Origin of the sequence: Streptomyces sparsogenes subsp. cuspidosporus (genome assembly GCF_039532705.1) — a bacterium.
Lineage (GTDB): Bacteria > Actinomycetota > Actinomycetes > Streptomycetales > Streptomycetaceae > Streptomyces > Streptomyces sparsogenes.
In genome coordinates this window covers 16,656-33,241 of sequence record NZ_BAAASD010000011.1, presented here as the reverse complement: position 1 = coordinate 33,241, position 16,586 = coordinate 16,656, and the positions used below count along the sequence as shown (strand labels likewise).

At 73.3% G+C, this 16,586-nt stretch carries 14 protein-coding genes; 9 read left to right on the top strand and 5 right to left on the bottom strand.

All coding sequences use genetic code 11. From position 1 onward, the window contains the following. Window positions 1–120: 120 nt before the first annotated feature. From ABFY07_RS15705 to ABFY07_RS15675, 7 genes are all read left to right on the top strand, one after another. A complete protein-coding gene (locus tag ABFY07_RS15705; protein ID WP_346175095.1) occupies window positions 121–1,047 on the top strand; it encodes a carbohydrate ABC transporter permease in 927 nt (308 codons plus the stop codon). After that, complete coding sequence (locus tag ABFY07_RS15700; RefSeq protein ID WP_346175094.1) at window positions 1,044–1,943, top strand: carbohydrate ABC transporter permease; 900 nt, start codon at window positions 1,044–1,046, stop codon at window positions 1,941–1,943. Before ABFY07_RS15705 ends, ABFY07_RS15700 begins: the two co-directional genes overlap by 4 nt. Before the next feature lie 2 nt (window positions 1,944–1,945). Next, window positions 1,946–3,121 (top strand): Gfo/Idh/MocA family protein, encoded by a 1,176-nt coding sequence (locus tag ABFY07_RS15695; RefSeq protein ID WP_346175093.1) that lies wholly within the window; start codon window positions 1,946–1,948, stop codon window positions 3,119–3,121. Beyond that, window positions 3,118–3,999 (top strand): DUF6807 domain-containing protein, encoded by an 882-nt coding sequence (locus ABFY07_RS15690; RefSeq protein WP_346175092.1) that lies wholly within the window; start codon window positions 3,118–3,120, stop codon window positions 3,997–3,999. The genes ABFY07_RS15695 and ABFY07_RS15690 overlap by 4 nt, the downstream gene beginning before the upstream one ends. Further along, window positions 3,996–5,534, top strand: coding sequence for a glycoside hydrolase family 43 protein (locus ABFY07_RS15685; protein WP_346175091.1), 1,539 nt, complete (start codon window positions 3,996–3,998; stop codon window positions 5,532–5,534). Before ABFY07_RS15690 ends, ABFY07_RS15685 begins: the two co-directional genes overlap by 4 nt. A 36-nt stretch (window positions 5,535–5,570) precedes the next feature. Further along, on the top strand, window positions 5,571–6,908 hold the full coding sequence (locus ABFY07_RS15680; protein WP_346175090.1) for an ABC transporter substrate-binding protein: 1,338 nt from the start codon (window positions 5,571–5,573) through the stop codon (window positions 6,906–6,908). 92 nt (window positions 6,909–7,000) lie between these two features. Continuing rightward, window positions 7,001–8,308 (top strand): pectate lyase family protein, encoded by a 1,308-nt coding sequence (locus tag ABFY07_RS15675; protein WP_346175089.1) that lies wholly within the window; start codon window positions 7,001–7,003, stop codon window positions 8,306–8,308. Window positions 8,309–8,436: 128 nt separating this feature from the next. Here ABFY07_RS15675 and ABFY07_RS15670 read toward each other — a convergent pair whose 3' ends face one another. Further along, the gene (locus ABFY07_RS15670) at window positions 8,437–9,327 is read right to left on the bottom strand and encodes a class I SAM-dependent methyltransferase (RefSeq protein WP_346175088.1); all 891 of its coding nucleotides are present in this window, start codon (window positions 9,325–9,327) and stop codon (window positions 8,437–8,439) included. 342 nt (window positions 9,328–9,669) lie between these two features. Between ABFY07_RS15670 and ABFY07_RS15665 the strand changes: the two genes are divergently transcribed. Beyond that, on the top strand, window positions 9,670–10,908 hold the full coding sequence (locus ABFY07_RS15665) for a right-handed parallel beta-helix repeat-containing protein (protein WP_346175087.1): 1,239 nt from the start codon (window positions 9,670–9,672) through the stop codon (window positions 10,906–10,908). Between the two features lie 46 nt (window positions 10,909–10,954). Here the strand turns inward: ABFY07_RS15665 and ABFY07_RS15660 are convergent, their stop codons facing one another. From ABFY07_RS15660 to ABFY07_RS15645, 4 genes are all read right to left on the bottom strand, one after another. After that, window positions 10,955–11,935 (bottom strand): aldo/keto reductase, encoded by a 981-nt coding sequence (locus ABFY07_RS15660; protein WP_346175086.1) that lies wholly within the window; start codon window positions 11,933–11,935, stop codon window positions 10,955–10,957. A 53-nt stretch (window positions 11,936–11,988) separates the two neighbouring features. After that, window positions 11,989–12,678 carry a response regulator transcription factor gene (locus ABFY07_RS15655; RefSeq protein ID WP_346175085.1) on the bottom strand — a complete coding sequence of 230 codons (690 nt, stop codon included), beginning with the start codon at window positions 12,676–12,678 and terminating at the stop codon, window positions 11,989–11,991. Then, window positions 12,675–13,862, bottom strand: coding sequence for a sensor histidine kinase (locus ABFY07_RS15650; protein WP_346175235.1), 1,188 nt, complete (start codon window positions 13,860–13,862; stop codon window positions 12,675–12,677). Before ABFY07_RS15650 ends, ABFY07_RS15655 begins: the two co-directional genes overlap by 4 nt. A gap of 248 nt (window positions 13,863–14,110) precedes the next feature. After that, window positions 14,111–14,881 carry an IclR family transcriptional regulator gene (locus ABFY07_RS15645; RefSeq protein ID WP_065958349.1) on the bottom strand — a complete coding sequence of 257 codons (771 nt, stop codon included), beginning with the start codon at window positions 14,879–14,881 and terminating at the stop codon, window positions 14,111–14,113. 131 nt (window positions 14,882–15,012) lie between these two features. On the opposite strand from ABFY07_RS15645, the gene ABFY07_RS15640 reads away from it, so the two are divergent. Next, window positions 15,013–16,542 carry an aldehyde dehydrogenase (NADP(+)) gene (locus ABFY07_RS15640; RefSeq protein WP_346175084.1) on the top strand — a complete coding sequence of 510 codons (1,530 nt, stop codon included), beginning with the start codon at window positions 15,013–15,015 and terminating at the stop codon, window positions 16,540–16,542. Window positions 16,543–16,586 lie beyond the last annotated feature (44 nt).

Below are 16,586 nucleotides of genomic sequence, written 5' to 3'. Positions count from 1 at the left end.
CTCGCACCTCCGCCCGACCGCGCACTTCTCGCACCTCCGCCCGACCGTGCACCCCTCGCACCTCCGCCCGACCGCGCACCCCGCGCACCCCCGCGCCCCCCTGAGAACGGAGAAGCAGTCATGGCCGACGCCGTGGCGAAACAACCCCGGGTCCCCCGGCGCCGTACGGGAGGCTCCACCCGCCGCCTCCCGTATCTGCTGATCGCCCCCGCCGGGCTGCTGATGCTGGGCTTCATCGCCTATCCGATGCTCAGCGTCCTCTACTACAGCCTGCAGAACTACAACGTCACCAAGCCCTGGCGGAACGGCTTCGCGGGCCTGGACAACTTCACCCGGATCTTCACCGACGACCCGCAGTTCTGGGACACCCTCGCCTTCAGCGGCAAGTGGGTCGTCACCGAGGTGCTGCTGCAACTGGTCCTCGGCCTGGTCCTCGCCCTGCTGGTCAACCAGACCTTCATCGGCCGCGGCATCGCCCGCGCCCTGGTCTTCTCGCCGTGGGCCGTCTCCGGGGTGCTGACCACCACCATCTGGATGCTGCTCTACAACCCCTCCACCGGCATCAGCCGCTACCTGGCGGACGCGGGCATCGGCAGCTACGGCACCTCGGTGCTCTCCGACCCCGACACCGTCTTCTGGGCGGCCGTCCTCGCCGAACTGTGGCGCGGTGTCCCGTTCTTCGCCATCCTCATCCTCGCCGATCTGCAGTCCATCCCGAAGGACCTGTACGAGGCGGCCTCGGTCGACGGCGCGGGGCGGGCCCGGCAGTTCTTCCACATCACCCTGCCGCACCTGAAGGACGCGATCATCCTCTCCACGCTGCTGCGCGGGGTGTGGGAGTTCAACAACGTCGACCTGCTCTACACCCTCACCGGCGGCGGCCCGGCCGGACAGACCACCACCCTCCCGCTGTACGTCGCCAACACCGGCATCGACGGCCACGACTTCGGCTACGCGTCCGCGCTCACCACCGTCGCCTTCGTGATCCTTCTCTTCTGCTCGATCCTCTATCTGCGCCTGAGCAAGTTCGGAGGCGACAACAAGTGACCACCGCACTCGCGGAGAAGGGCCTCGCGCCCGCCCCCGCCGCCGCCCCCGCCGCCGACCGGCGCGGAAAGCGCGGGCGCGGGCTCGACGACGGCGTGCCGCGCCGGCAGATCTACCTCCCGCTGGCCCTGTACCTGCTGTTCACCCTGATCCCGTTCTACTGGATGCTGCTGTTCGCGCTGCGCCCGGCCGGCTCCACCTCGCTGGTGCCCTGGCCGATGACCGGCGAGCACTTCGCCAAGGTCTGGAATGAGCGAAGCTTCGGCACGTTCTTCCAGAACAGCATGATCGTCGGGGTCTCGTCGCTGGTGATGACCACGGTGGTCGCCCTGGCCGGCGGCTACGCCCTGGCGCGCTTCGACTTCCGGATCAAAAAGGGCTTCATGCTCGCGCTGCTGGCCTCGCAGTTCATCCCCGGCGCGCTGATGCTGGTCCCGCTCTTCGAGATCTTCAAGAACCTCCAGATGATCAACTCGCTGGGGAGCGTGGTCATCGCGGAGACGGTCTTCCAGCTCCCGCTGTCCATGATCCTCATCAGCGGGTTCATCAGGAATGTGCCGGTGTCCCTGGAGGAACAGGCCTGGGTGGACGGCTGCGGACGCTTCCGCGCCTTCCGCGCCGTGGTGCTGCCGCTGCTGCGGCCCGGGCTGATCGCGGTGGGCTCCTTCGCCTTCGTCCACAGCTGGAACCACTTCCTGTTCGCCCTGATGTTCCTCAGCTCCCAGGACAAGCAGACCATCCCGGTCGGCCTCAACACGCTCATCGGGGCCGACAGCGTCGACCTGGGAGCCCTCGCGGCGGGCGGCGTGATCGCCGCCGTGCCGGTCGTCATCGTGTTCGCCTTCATCCAGAAGTGGCTGATCACCGGCTTCAGCGCGGGCGCGGTCAAGGGCTAGCCATGGAACCCACACCCACACCCCTCGTCCTCGCCGGCGCCCGCGGCCACGGCCGCTGGCACCTGGAGAACATCCGGCGGCTCACCGCCCAGGGCCTGGTCCGGCTCGCCGGGGTCTGCGAACTGTCCCCGCTGAGCGCCGAAGAGCTGGGCGACGGCCTCGGCACGCCCGAGCAGTCCACCGACCTCGCCGACCTCATCACCCGCACCGGCGCGCGGATCGCCATCGTCTGCACCCCCATCCACACCCACGCCGACCTCGCCCTCGCCGCCGCCGGGCGCGGCGCCCACCTGCTGCTGGAGAAGCCGCCCGCCCCCTCCTACGCCGAGTTCACCCGCATGGCCGAGGGCCTGCGGGCGCGCGGCACCGCCTGCCAGATCGGCTTCCAGTCGCTCGGCTCCCACGCCCTCACCGCGATCGGGAAGCTCGTCTCCGAGGGCGCCATCGGGCAGGTCACGGGCATCGGCGCGGCCGGGGCCTGGGCGCGCGACGAGGCGTACTACACCCGCGCCGCCTGGGCCGGGCACCGCAGGCTCGACGGCCGCGACGTCATCGACGGGGTACTCACCAACCCCCTCGCCCATGCCGTCGCCACCGCCCTGCGCATCGACGGCGCCGACCGCGCCGAGGACATCGCGTCCATCGAGCCGGAGCTGTTCCGGGCCAACGACATCGAGGCAGACGACACCTCCTGCGTACGGATCCGCACCACCCGCGCCACCACCGTCACCGTCGCCGCCACCCTGTGCGCCGAGCGGCCCGGCGAGCCGTACGTCCTGGTCCACGGCGACCGGGGCCGGATCACCTTCTGGTACAAGCAGGACCGGGTGCTCCTGGAGCGCCCGGGACACGAACCCGAGGCCACCGACCACCCCCGCACCGACCTCCTGGAGAACCTGGTCGCGCATCTGCGCGACGGCACCGAGCTGCTCGTCCCCCCACCCCGCACCGGCGCGTTCATGCGCGTCGTCGAAGCCATCCGCACCGCCCCCGACCCGGTCCGGCTCCCCGCGGACGCCTGGCGCACCGAGCCGGGCGTCGGCGCGGCGCCCTCGGCGAAGCGCCGCGTCGTGCCGGGCATCGACCGCCTGGTCGCCGCCGGCGCGGAACGCCTCGCCCTCTACTCCGAACTGCGCGCCCCCTGGGCCGCACCCCCCGCGGAGGTCCCCCACCCATGAACGGTTCCCTGACCAACCGGCCCCCCTGCACCGTGCTGCGCTGCGCCGGACGGCCCGTCGGCACCTACACCCACCGCCCGCAGCTGCCCCGCACCCTCTCCCCCCGCCCTCACCTGCACCCCGTACGCACCCTGGCGGGCATCACCGTCACCGAGTCACGCCCCGCCGACCACCCGCACCACCTGGGCGTCGGCGTGGCCGTCCCCGACGTGGCCGGGCGCAACTTCTGGGGCGGCCGCACCTACGTACGCGGCCAGGGCCCCACCGAGCTGGACAACCACGGCTCCCAGCGCCACCTGGGCTGGCTGCTGCGCGACCCGGACGGCTTCGTGGAGGAGCTGTCCTGGGTCGCGGGCGGCCGGCAGATCCTGCTGGAGCGGCGCACGGTCGCGGTGCGCACCGTCTCCCACGGCGCCGACGGCTGCTGGGCGCTCGACTTCACCACCGCGCTCACCAATGTGACGGGGGAGACCGTCACCCTCGGCAGCCCGGCCACGGGCGGCCGCCCCGGCGCGGGCTACGGCGGCTTCTTCTGGCGCGCGCCGCGCTGCCCCGAGCCGCCGCGGGTCTTCAGCGCCGACGGCGAGGGCGAGGCCGCCGTGCACGGCCGGGCCGCCGACTGGCTGGCGCTCGCGGCCGAGGACTGGACGCTGGTGTTCGCCGGCGCCACGGGCGAGACCCGGGCCGACCCCTGGTTCGTCCGCACCGGCGACTACCCCGGCGTCGGCTCGGCCCTCGCCTGGGACCGGCGGCTGGCCATCGCCCCCGCCGACACCGTCACCCGGCGCATCGTCACCGCGGTCGCCGACGGCCGCCTCGACCGCGAGGCGGCGGCCCGTATCGGGGCGCAGCTGTCCGACAAGGGGGCGACCGTATGAGCCCGGCCGCGAGCGGGCCGGTGTGGCGGGCCGACCGGGGCGACGGCACCTACCGCAACCCCGTGCTGAACGCCGACTGGTCCGACCCCGACGTGATCCGGGTCGGCGACGACTACTACCTCACCGCCTCCAGCTTCGGCCGCGCCCCCGGGCTGCCCCTCCTCCACTCCCGCGACCTGGTCAACTGGCGGCTGATCGGGCACGCCCTGGAACGCCTCGAACCCGAGGAGGCCTTCGCCGCCCCCCGCCACGACTGCGGGGTGTGGGCGCCCAGCATCCGCCACCACGACGGCCGCTTCTGGATCTTCTGGGGCGACCCCGACACCGGCGTGTACCAGGTCAACGCCGCCGACCCGCGCGGCCCGTGGACCAGGCCGCACCTGCTCAAGGCGGGCAAGGGCCTGATCGACCCCTGCCCGCTGTGGGACGAGGACGGCTCGGCCTACCTGGTCCACGCCTGGGCCAAGTCCCGCGCCGGGGTCAAGAACCGGCTCACCGGCCACCGGATGAGCCCCGACGGCACGGCCCTGCTGGACGAGGGCCGGCTGATCGTCGACGCGGACACCATCCCCGGCTGGTTCACCCTGGAGGGGCCCAAGCTCTACCGGCGGGACGGCTGGTACTGGATCCTCGCCCCGGCCGGGGGAGTGGAGACCGGCTGGCAGGGGGCGCTGCGCTCGCGGGACTTCTTCGGCCCGTACGAACACCGGATCGTGCTGGCTCAGGGCGGTACCGACGTCAACGGCCCGCACCAGGGCGGGTGGGTGGACACCCCGGCGGGCGAGGACTGGTTCCTCCACTTCCAGCAGCGGGGCGCGTACGGGCGCGTGGTGCATCTGCAACCCATGGAGTGGGCCGAGGACGGCTGGCCCGTCCTGGGCGACCGGGGCGAGCCCGTCGCCTCGTACCGCAAGCCCAAGGCGGAGCCGCAGCCCCCCGAGGCCCCGGCGACGGACGACGGCTTCCCCGGCGGGCGGTTCGGCCGCCAGTGGTCGTGGGCCGCCAACCCCGCCCCGGGCTGGACCACCACCCACGGGGGCGACGGGCTGCGGCTGACCTGCCGCCGCACCGCCGACGCCCACGACCTGCGGCGGTTGCCCAATGTGCTGGTGCAGCGGCTGCCCGCCGAGGAGTTCACGGTGACGGTCGGGCTGTCCCTGCACAGCGAGGTGCCGGGCGCCAAGGCCGGACTGGCCGTCCTCGGCGACGCGTTCGGCTGGATCGGCCTGGAGCGGACGGCGGACGGCACCCGCCTCGTCCACCGCTTCGCCGACGTCGCCACCGAACGGGAGCGCGACGCCGAGCACCCGCGCGAGGCACCCGGCGGGCGGGCCCGGCTCCGGATCGAGGTCGCCCGGGGCGCCCGCTGCCGCTTCCTCGCCGACACCGGCGACGGCCGGCAGCCCTCGGGCCCCGTCTTCGCCGCCGCGCCATGGCGCTGGGTCGGCGCGCTCCTGGGCCTCTTCGCCACGGCCCCCGAGGGGCAGGGCCCGCCCGGGCACGCCGAGTTGACGGATTTCCGCACGGTTCACTAGGAGATGCGCACGATGAGAACACATGCGATACCAGCGATGTCCCGCAAGGGCGGCAAGGCCGTACGCGGCGCCGCGGCCGTGGCCGTGACGCTCGCCCTCGCCCTGTCCGCCACCGCGTGCGGGGACGACGGGTCGAACTCCGGGTCGGAAGGGTCCGGCAAGGGCAAGATCGTCTTCTGGGACAACAACGGCGGCCCGCGCACCGCGATCTGGAAGCAGATCATCGCCAAGTTCGAGAAGAAGCACCCGGACATCGAGGTCGAGTACGTGCCGATCCCGATCGCCGACGTCCAGTCGAAGTACGACACGGCCATCCAGGCCGGTGGCGACAGCCTGCCCGACGTGGGCGGCGTGGGCACCGCGTACCTGGCCAACCTCGTCGCCCAGGACGCCCTGGAGCCGGTCACCGACCGCATCCAGGACAGCCCCCTCAAGGGCAAGCTGGTCAAGAACATGGTGGACAGCGTCCGGTCGGCCGGCGGCGACGACAAGGAGATGTTCTCCGTCCCGACCTCCGCCAACCAGGGAACCCTGTGGTACCGCACCGACCTGTTCCAGGCCAAGGGCCTGGACGCGCCGACCAGCTGGGACAACTTCTACCAGGCCGCCGAGGAGCTGACCGACAAGGGCGGGAACGAGTTCGGCTTCACCCTGCGCGGCGGGGCCGGGTCCATCGCCCAGGCGATGGAGATGATGTACGCCCAGTCCGGCATCACCACCTTCTGGGACGGCGACAGGACCACCCTCAACGACCCCAGGAACGTGGCCGCGCTCGAGAAGTACGTCGGCCTCTACAAGAAGGTCACCCCGGCCGCCGACCTGAACAACGACTTCACCAAGATGGTGGCCCAGTTCGACCAGGGCGACATCGGGATGCTCCAGCACAACCTGGGCAGCTACACCGACCATCTGAAGGCGTTCGGCAAGGACAAGATCGCGGGCGTGCCGATGCCGCCGTCCGCCGACGGACAGCCGCGCACCATCGTCTCCAACCCGGTCGACGGCCTCGGCCTGTTCAAGGCGAGCGAGAACAAGGCGGCGGCCTGGACGTTCATCGAGTTCGCCGCCTCCGCGGAGATGAACAGCCTCTGGAACCAGGACGTCGGCGCCATCCCGGCCAACGTGGACGCCGCGGACGACGCCTGGATCAAGCAGGCCCCGCCGACCAAGGCGGCGCTGGAGTCGCTCAGCGACCCGCGGACCAAGGTGGTGCAGCTGCCGTACTACCTGCCGGACTGGAACACCATCAGCAAGGCGGACAACGAGCCCAACTTCCAGAAGGTGCTGCTCGGCAAGATGACCGCCAAGGAGTTCTGCGACAAGGTCGCGGACGAGCTCAACAAGGCCCAGGCGGACTGGAAGAAGCACAACTGACGCGCGATCGCGCCGTGGGGCGGCCGCCGCGCCGGCGGCCGCCCCACGCCCCAGCCCCACCCGTCCCTCCCACGTCCGCAAGGAGCCGGAACATGCGCACACTCGGATGTCATGCCCGCGTCGCCTCGCTCGTCTCGGTGCTCTGCTGCGCCTCCCTGGCGCTCGCCGCCGCCCCCGCCACCGCGGCCCCCTCCGCGCACCTACGGGGCACCCTCCCGGCGGGCGACGGCTGGGCCTCCGCCGACGGCGGCACCACCGGCGGCGCCGGGGCCGACAGGGCCCACACCTTCACCGTCACCAACCGGGCCCAGCTCGCCAAGGCCCTGGACGGCGCCGACGGCAGCCCCAGGACCATCTACGTCAAGGGCACCATCGACGCCAACACCGACGACTCCGGCAAGCCCCTGTCCTGCGCCGACTACGCCACCGACGGCTACACCCTGGACGCCTACCTCGCCGCCTACGACCCGGCCACCTGGGGCGACGCCCAGCCGTCGGGGCCGCTGGAGGACGCCCGCGCCGCCTCGGCCGCGAAGCAGGCGAAGCGCGTCAAGCTGGCCGTGCCCTCCCGCACCACCATCGTCGGCGTCGGCCGGGACGCCCGGCTGCTGGGCGCGAGCCTCCAGGTCACCGGCGCGGACAACGTCATCGTCCGCAACCTCACCTTCGAGGACGCCTTCGACTGCTTCCCGGCGTGGGACCCGACCGACGGCGTGGACGGCGCCTGGAACTCCGAGTACGACAACCTCGTCGTGTACGGCTCCACCCACGTCTGGGTCGACCACAACACCTTCACCGACGGCCGCCGCCCCGACAGCGCGCAGCCCCGCTACTACGGGCAGCTCTACCAGCAGCACGACGGCGAACTGGACGTGGTGCGCGGCGCCGACCTCGTCACCGCCTCCTGGAACGTCTTCGCCGACCACGACAAGACGCTGATGATCGGCAACAGCGACAGCGCGGGCGCCACCGACCGGGGCAAGCTCCGCGTCACCCTCCACCACAACGTCTTCGAGAACATCGTCGAGCGCGCCCCGCGCGTCCGCTTCGGCAAGGTCGACGTCTACGACAACCACTACATCGCCCCCGCCGACGGCTACTCCTACAGCTGGGGCGTCGGCGTCGAGTCCCAGCTGTACGCCGAGGCCAACGCCTTCACCCTGCCCGGCTCGGCCGACCCGGCCAAGGTCATCAAGAAGTGGAAGGGCACGGCGCTGACCGAGAAGAACAACTACGTCGGCGGCAAGCCGCTCGACCTCCTCGCCGCCCACAACGCGGGCGTCCCCGGCGAGCAGCTGGGCGACGACGCGGGCTGGACGCCCACGCTGCGCACCCGCGTCGACGCGCCGGGCGCGGTGCCCGGCGTCGTGGACCGGCGCGCGGGCGCGGGCCGCCTCTGAGGAACCGCCACCCCCCAAGCGGGGAGGCCGGCCTCGTCAGAGTGAGTGCAGTCCACCGCTCCAGACCGCCACCCCCCAAGCGGGGAGGCCGGGCGTCACCTGGCCCCGCCCGGCCTCCCCTCCTCGCGTCACCGGGATCGGGGGCGGGTCGCGGCGCGCAGGACGTGGGCCGTCGAGCGGCGTGGGCGCCCGTCCGGGGCGCCGCCGGTGTGCTCGTCGGCGCGCTCGCCGGTGTAACGGGCCAGCAGCCGGAGCGCGTCCACGTCCTCCAGCGCGGCGAAGCCCACCCGCCGCAGGTCCGCCGCCAGTTCCTCGGGCGCGAAGTAGCTCAGGAAGGGCTCGCCGACCGCGGCAACGCGCGCCGCGCGGGCGCGGTGGGCGGCGCGGGCGCGCGGCGTCATGGCGCTCGGCGGCTCGCTGTAGTCGAAGACCGCCTCCGCGCCGCCGGGCAGGCCGGCGAGGTATCCGAGCGTGCCGAACACCGCGTCGCGGGTCAGATACGGCACCACGCCCAGCCAGCTGAAGAACGCCGGTCGCGCGGGGTCGAATCCGGCCGCCGCCAGGCCGTCGCCCAGGCTCTCCCGTTCGAAGTCGACCGGCGCGAAGGTCAGCGACGGGGGCAGCGGGATGCCGGCGCGGGACAGGCGTTCGCGCTTCCACTGCTGGGTGGCCGGGTGGTCCACCTCGAAGACCGCGAGACCGGCCGCCTCGTGCGGATTGCGGTAGGCGAAGGTGTCCAGCCCGGCGCCCAGCACCACGAGTTGGCGCACACCGCGCGCCACGGCGGCGGCCAGATGGTCCTCGGCGAAGCGCGAGCGGGCGGCGATGAACAGCCGGAAGGCCCGACGCTCGGGCGCGGTGGGGCCATGGTCCGGTTCGCCGAGCAGTTCCTCGGCGTCCGCGTCGAGCAGGCGGACGGCCAGCGGATCACGGAACAGGCGGCCGTGGTCCAGTGTCTGGTGGGCCGCGCGGAGCGCGGCGACCCGCCGGGCGGTGCGGCTGGGGCTGCGCGGCTGCATCTCGGGCCTCCCGTGGCCTCGATCGGAGAACTAGTTGCCTGAGGCTATCGCATCCGGATTCTGTCCGTGCCGCCCTACGGTCCGGCGTGAGCCGTCCCATGCGCAGTCTGGCCGCGTGAGCCGTCCCATGCGCAGTCTGACCGCCTTCGACCGGTGAGGAGGCCTCTCCGGCCACGAAATGATCAAGGTTTGACCCGGGCCCTCCTGCGGCCATCCCGATTTCGTAATCTAAGAATTCGCGAGTGCGCGGCAACCTAAGCTGAGGTTGGCGGCAACTACGGCTTGGAATGGGTCGGACCAGGATCCCCCGGCCCATTCCCTGGACGCGGAACAGGAGTTGCCATGGGGCTGAGGCGCAAGCGCGGTCGCCACCGCCGCCGTAAGGACCGCACGCTGCCGCTGGGCAGCGCCGTCATCGTGGCGTCGGCGGTGGCAGGGGTCTATCTGACGGCCGCGCCCGAGGGCGCGAGCGCGGTGGCGTCGAGCGTGTACGTCTCGCCCCGGGGCGACGACCGGGACGCGGGCACCCTCGAATCCCCCTTCCGCACGCTGGAGAAGGCCTTCTCGGTCGCGAAGGCGGGCACGGTCATCGAGGTGCGCGGCGGCACCTACTACCCCGCCCGGACCCTCCACAGCTCGGTGGACGGCACCGCCCGCGACCGCGTCGAGCTGCGGCCGTACCGCGCCGAGCAGGTCCGGGTCGACGGCTCGCGGCTCAGGCCCGGCTCCGCGCTGCTCGCGCTCAGCGCCGACAACTGGACCGTCACCGGCATCGAGTTCCGCAACGCCCCCGGCGGCGGCCTGGTCTGCACCTCCTGCGCGGGCACCGTCTTCACCAACCTCTCCACCCACGGCAACGGCGACACCGGACTCACCCTGCGCGGCAGCGGCAGCGACCACAACGTGATCCGCAACCTGGACTCGTACGACAACCACGACGACGCCACCGGCGGCAAGCAGGCGGACGGCATAGCCATCACCCACGGCTCCGGCCGGGGCAACCTGATCACCGGGGTCCGGGCGTTCAACAACAGCGACGACGGCGTGGACCTGTGGAGATGGGCCGGCCCGGTCACCATCGAGCACACCTGGTCCTTCGGGAACGGCGAGAACCGCTGGCACATCCCCCACTTCCGGGGCGACGGCAGCGGATTCCAGCTCGGCGGCGACGCCCCGACCCCGTCGCCCGCCCATGTCGTACGGAACTCCGCCGCCTGGGGCAACACCCAGTACGGCTTCGCGGCGCTGGGCAACACCGGCGCGATCCGGGTCCGGCGCACCACGGCGTACGGCAACCAGGCCGCGGGCTACTCCTTCCCCGGCGCCCGCGCCCGGCTGGAGCGCAACCTCGCCGTCTCCAACGGCCGGGCCAAGGCCGACGCGGGGGCCACGGCCGTCTCCCGGGGCAGCCACTGGACCCCGGGCCGGAGCAGCGGCTGGAACCCCGGCGCGGCCACCCCGCCCTTCGTCACCACCGACCCCGTCACGGCCCGCGGCGCCCGGCGGCAGGACGGCTCACTGCCCGTGACCAGCTTCCTGGTCGTGGCCGACGGCTCCGAGGTCGGCTCGACGATGGAGTGACGCCGGGCCCGTCCTCCGGGCGCGCACCGCGCGTGCCAGCGTCCCGTCAGTGGTGACCCATGATGGGGCGCGGGCGGTAGGGCGCCTCCAGGCGGGCCACTTCCTCCTCGTCGAGGGCCACCTCGACCGCGGCGACCGCGTCCTCCACATGGCCGACCTTGGTCGCGCCCACGATCGGCGCGGTCACCGCGGGCTTGCCGAGCAGCCACGCGAGCGCGATCCGCGCGGGGGGCAGCCCGCGCTCCTCGGCCACGGCGCGGGTGGCGTCCACGATGTCGAACTCGGCCTCGCCGTACCAGGTCTCCACCAGCGGGTCGTCGCTCGCCCTGGCCGTCCGCCCGGTGCGGTTGCGGTCGCGGGTGCCGGTCAGCAGCCCGCGGGCCAGCGGGCTCCAGGGGATCACCCCCACCCCCTGGTCCAGGCAGAACGGGTTCATCTCCCGCTCCTCCTCCCGGTACAGCAGGTTGTAGTGGTTCTGCATCGACACGAACCGGGTCCAGCCCGCCGCCGCGGCCGTGTACTGCGCCTTGGCCAACTGCCAGGCGAACATGGACGACGCGCCGATGTAGCGGGCCTTGCCCGCCCGCACCACGTCGTGCAACGCCTCCATGGTCTCCTCGACGGGCGTCTCCGGGTCCCACCGGTGGATCTGGTAGAGGTCCACGTGGTCGGTGCCCAGCCGCCGCAGCGAGGCGTCGATGCCCGCCATGATGTGCTTCCGGGACAGCCCGCGGTCGTTGGGGCCCGGCCCCATCGGCGAGTACACCTTGGTGGCCAGGACGTAGTCGTCACGGCTGGGGAAGAACTCCCGCAGCAGCTCGCCCGTGATCTCCTCGCTCCGGCCCTTGGAGTACATGTCGGCGGTGTCGAAGAACGTCACGCCGCCTTCGACCGCCCGCCGCACGATGGGCCGGGCGGCGTCGATGTCCAACTGCCACTTCCGGTGCTCGGGGTCGCCGTAGCTCATCATCCCCAGGCAGATCCGCGAGACCTTGATGCCGGACCGCCCCAGGCGCGCGTACTCCATGCGTCCCACCTTTCACTCGACCGCTCACAGCAGACCACCGACGCGCCCGTGTGTCAGCCCGGCGTGACGAAACCGCACTCGTATGCCGCGATGACCGCCTGGGTGCGGTCGCGCACGCCGAGCTTGGCGAGCACCGCGGCCACATGGGTCTTGACCGTGGCGGCGCCCACCGTGAGCCGCCCGGCGATCTCCGCGTTGGACAGCCCCGCGGCCATCAGCCGCAGCACCTCCGCCTCACGCTCCGAGAGCCGGCCGCGCAGCGCCCGCGCCGAGGCGGCCTGTCGCCTCCCGTCCGCGTGGGCCGCGGCGAGCGCCCGTACCGCGGCGGGGAACAGCAGCGAGTCGCTGCGCGCCACCAGCCGCACCGCCTGCACCAGTTCGTCCGCCCCGGCCCGCTTGAGCAGGAAGCCGCTGGCCCCCGCGCGCAGCGCGTCGTACACATGGCTGTCGTTCTCGAAGGTCGTCACGACGATCACGCGCGGCGGCTGGGGCAGGGTGGCCAGGATCTGCTCGGTGGCGCGGATGCCGTCGATCTCGGGCATGCGGACGTCCATCAGCACGATGTCCGGGCGCAGCTCGCGCACCAGCGGGACGGCCTCGGCTCCGGTGCCCGCCTCGCCGACGACCTCCAGGTCCGGCTCGGCGGTCAGGATGGCGCGCAGCGCGGTGCGCACCATCCGCTCGTCGTCGGCGATCACCACGCGCAGGGGAGGCGACGCCGGGACGGGAGCCGGCGCGCTCACCGGGCCGTCCCCAGGGGGAGCCGGACCGTCAGCCGCCACCGGTCACCGGCCGGGCCCCAGGCGCAGCTTCCGCGCAGCAGCGCCGCGCGCTCGGCGATCCCGCGCAGGCCGCGGCCGCCGCCGGTGCGACGCCACCGCGCGGCCCCGCTCACCGGGTTGTCCATCACGATCTCCAACTCGTCTTCTCCGTCGATGCGTTCGGTGATCAGCAGATGTACCGGCACCCGGCCCGCGTGGCGCAGCACGTTGCTGAGCCCCTCCTGCACGATGCGGTACGCCTCGCGGGACACCACGGGCGGCAGCCGGTCCAGCGGGCCCGAGGCCGTCAGGTGGACGGCGACGCCCGCCGCCCGGGTCCGGGCCAGCAGCCCGTCCAGATCGGCGAGGGTGGGGGCCGGGGCGGGGCGGCCCCCGCCGGCCGCCGCTTCCTCGCCCTCCCGCAACAGGCCGAGCACGCTGTCGAGTTCCCCGACCGCCCCGCGCGTGGCCTCCTCGATGGCGGCCAGCGCCTGCCGGGCGAACTCCGGATCCGTGTCCAGGACCTTGCGCGCCGCGCTCGCCTGCAAGGTCACCGCGCTCAGCGCGTGCCCGACCGAGTCGTGCAGCTCGCGGGCCAGCCGGTTGCGGGAGGCGAGGCGGGCGGCCCGCTCCTCCGCGGCCGCGAGCCGGTCGGCGGGTGTGGGTCCGAGCAGCGCGGGCGCGCAGCGGGCCAGCAGCGCCCCGGCGCCCGCGGCCACCGCTGCCAGGGCCGCCAGCAGCAGGACGCCGGCGGCGGGGGCGAGCGCGCGGGCGCCGTCGAAGAGGGCCGGCCAGCCCAGGCCCCTGGCGTACGAACCGTCGGTGAACGGCAGCGCGACCAGCAGCGCCGCGGCGGGCGGCAGGGCGAGAGTCATCCCGCTGACCAGGCCGCCGAGCGCCAGGTGCAGCCCGTACCACACGGCCGTGCGGCTGCGCGCGTCCCAGGAGGTGGCGGGTCCGGGCCCGAGTTCGGCGGAGGCGGGGAGCCCGCACAGCGAGCGGGCCGCGGTGGCCTCCAGGGGGCGTACGAGCGGGAAGAGCGCGGTCGGCACGGCCAGCGGCACGGCCACGGCGTACGTGGCGAGCTGCCACCACAGCGACTCGAGGGGCCGGGCGCCCGGCACGACCGCCACCAGGACGGCGCCGGTCAGCAGGTAGTACGGCATCAGCAGCGCCCCGCCGAGCACCAGGTGCACCCAGCGCAGTCGGGCCCGCCGCCACCGCACCGGGATCACATCACCCGGCACGGCGCGGCGCGCTCGCCGAAGAAGCAGGCACCGGCCACCAGAACGAGCAACCCGACGATCACCTGGACAGAGTAAGTCACGTTCATCAGCCCGGTGGTGGCCCGCGCCGCGCGGGGGAGCCGCTCCGGCCGGTGAAGGGGGCAGGGGCGCGGGAGCAAGGGCGCGGGTCAGAGACGGCGGGTCGCGAGGGTGAGGCGGTCGCGGGCGTCGAAGAGGGCGTCCTTGATCATCTGCTCATGGGTGGGGGTGAGCCGGGCCACCGGCACCGAGCAGCTGATCGCGTCCCGCGAGGGCGTGCGGTAGGGGATCGCGACGCCGAAGCAGCGCAGCCCCAGCGTGTTCTCCTCGCGGTCCACCGCGTAGCCCTGCTCGCGGATGACGTGCAGCTCCTCGATGAGCTTCTCGCGGTCGGTGATGGTGTGCTCGGTGAGCGCGCCGAGGGTCTCCGGCAGCATCTTGCGCACCTGCTCGTCGGGGTAGGTGGCCAGCAGGGCCTTGCCCAGCGAGGTGGAGTGGGCCGGCAGCCTGCGGCCGACGCGGGTGAAGGGGCGCAGATAGTGCTGGGACTGCCGGGTGGCGAGGTAGACCACGTTGGTGCCGTCGAGGCGGGCGAGGTGGATGGTCTCGGTGGTGTCGTCCGAGAGCCGGTCCAGGGTGGGCCGGGCGGCGGCCACGACCTCGTCGCCGTCGATGTAGGAGGTGCCCACCAGCAGGGCGCGCACCCCGATGCCGTAGCGGGTGCCGGTCGCGTCGGTCTCCACCCAGCCGAGCTCCACCAGGGTGCGCAGCAGCATGTAGAGAGAGGACTTGGGATAGCCCACGGCCTCCTGGACGGCGGCCAGGCTGTGCATGCCGGGCCGGCCGGCGAAGAATTCCAGCAGCTCGACCGTGCGGACCGCCGATTTGACCTGGGCCCCACCCGTCTCGGCAGTTGACATCGCCTTGACCCCTTTGTTCGAACAGCCATAGAGTCCCGACAGAATTCACCATCAGGGACAGCGTTCAGCATATCGAACAACAGCCGAGGTGCGGGACGCAAGCAGCGCCAACTCAGCAGGAGGAATCCCCGGTGTCAGCACCAGTGTGGAGCGTCGACCCCCGAACCGGGAAGCAGCGCGAGCAGGTCGCGGTCGAAGCCACCGCCGAGGAGATCGACCGCGTGGTGCGGGCGGCCCACGCGGCGCGCGAATCCCTGGCCGACCGGACGGTGCGCGCCGCCTTCCTGCGCACCGCCGCCGACCGGCTCGACGAGGCGAAGGACCGGATCGTCGAGGCGGCCGACGCCGAGACCGCCCTGGGCCCCGTCCGGCTCACCGGCGAGCTCGCCCGCACCACCTACCAGCTGCGGGCCTTCGCCGACATCGTGGACGAGGGCGCCTTCCTCGACGTACGCGTGGACCACGCCGACGCCACCCAGACCCCGCCCTGGCCCGACCTGCGCCGCTACAAGGTGCCGCTCGGCGTCGTCGCCGTCTACTCCGCGAGCAACTTCCCGCTCGCCTTCTCCGTGCCCGGCGGCGACACCGCCAGCGCGCTCGCCGCCGGCTGCCCGGTCGTCGTCAAGGCGCACCCCGACCACCCCGCCACCTCCGAGGTGGCCGCCTCCGTGCTGCGCCGCGCCGCCGAGGAGTCCGGGCTGCCCGCCGACGTGATCTCGGTGGTCCACGGCTTCCAGGCCGGCGTCGAGCTGGTCAAGCACCCGCTGGTGGCCGCCGCCGGCTTCACCGGCTCGATCCGGGGCGGCCGCGCCCTGTTCGACGCCGCGGCCGCCCGGCCGGTGCCGATCCCCTTCCACGGCGAGCTGGGCAGCCTCAACCCGGTCGTGGTCACCGAGGCCGCGGCCGCCGAGCGCGCCGAGCAGATCGGCTCGGGTCTCGGCGGGTCGATGACCCTGGGCATGGGCCAGTTCTGCACCAAGCCCGGCTTCGTCCTGGCGCCCGCGGGCGAGGCGGGCGACCGCCTGGTGAAGTCCCTCACCGAGGCGGTCAGCAACAGCGAGGCCGGCGTGCTGCTCGACCACCGCATGCGCGACAACTTCGTCGCCGGTGTCAAGGAGCGGGCCGAACTCCCCGAGGTGGACGCCCCGGTCACCCCCGGCTCCGGCGGCGAGCACACCGTCAGTGCCGGCTTCCTCACCGTCCCCGCCCGGCTGCTCGCCGAGGAGGGGCCGCACGACGTGCTGCTCGAGGAGTGCTTCGGCCCGGTGACCGTGCTCGCCCGCTACGAGAGCGACGAGGACATCAAGTCCGTGCTCGGGCGGCTGCCGGGCAACCTCACCGCCACCGTCCACCTCTCCGAGGCCGAGGGCGCGGGCACCGAGGGCCGGGCCGGCGAGCTGCTCGCCGAGCTCACCCCGCTCGCGGGCCGCGTCCTGGTCAACGGCTGGCCGACCGGCGTCGCCGTCGCCCCGGCCCAGCACCACGGCGGCCCCTACCCGGCGACCACCTCCACCTCCACCTCGGTCGGCGGCACCGCCATCGAGCGCTGGCTGCGGCCGGTCACCTACCAGGACGCCCCGGCCGCGCTGCTGCCGCCGGAGCTGCGCGACGAGAACCCGCTGGGGCTGCCCCGCCGGGTGAACGGGCGCCGCGAGGCCTGAGCCCCGGAGCCTGTCGTACGACGCGCGCCGTACGACAGGGTCCG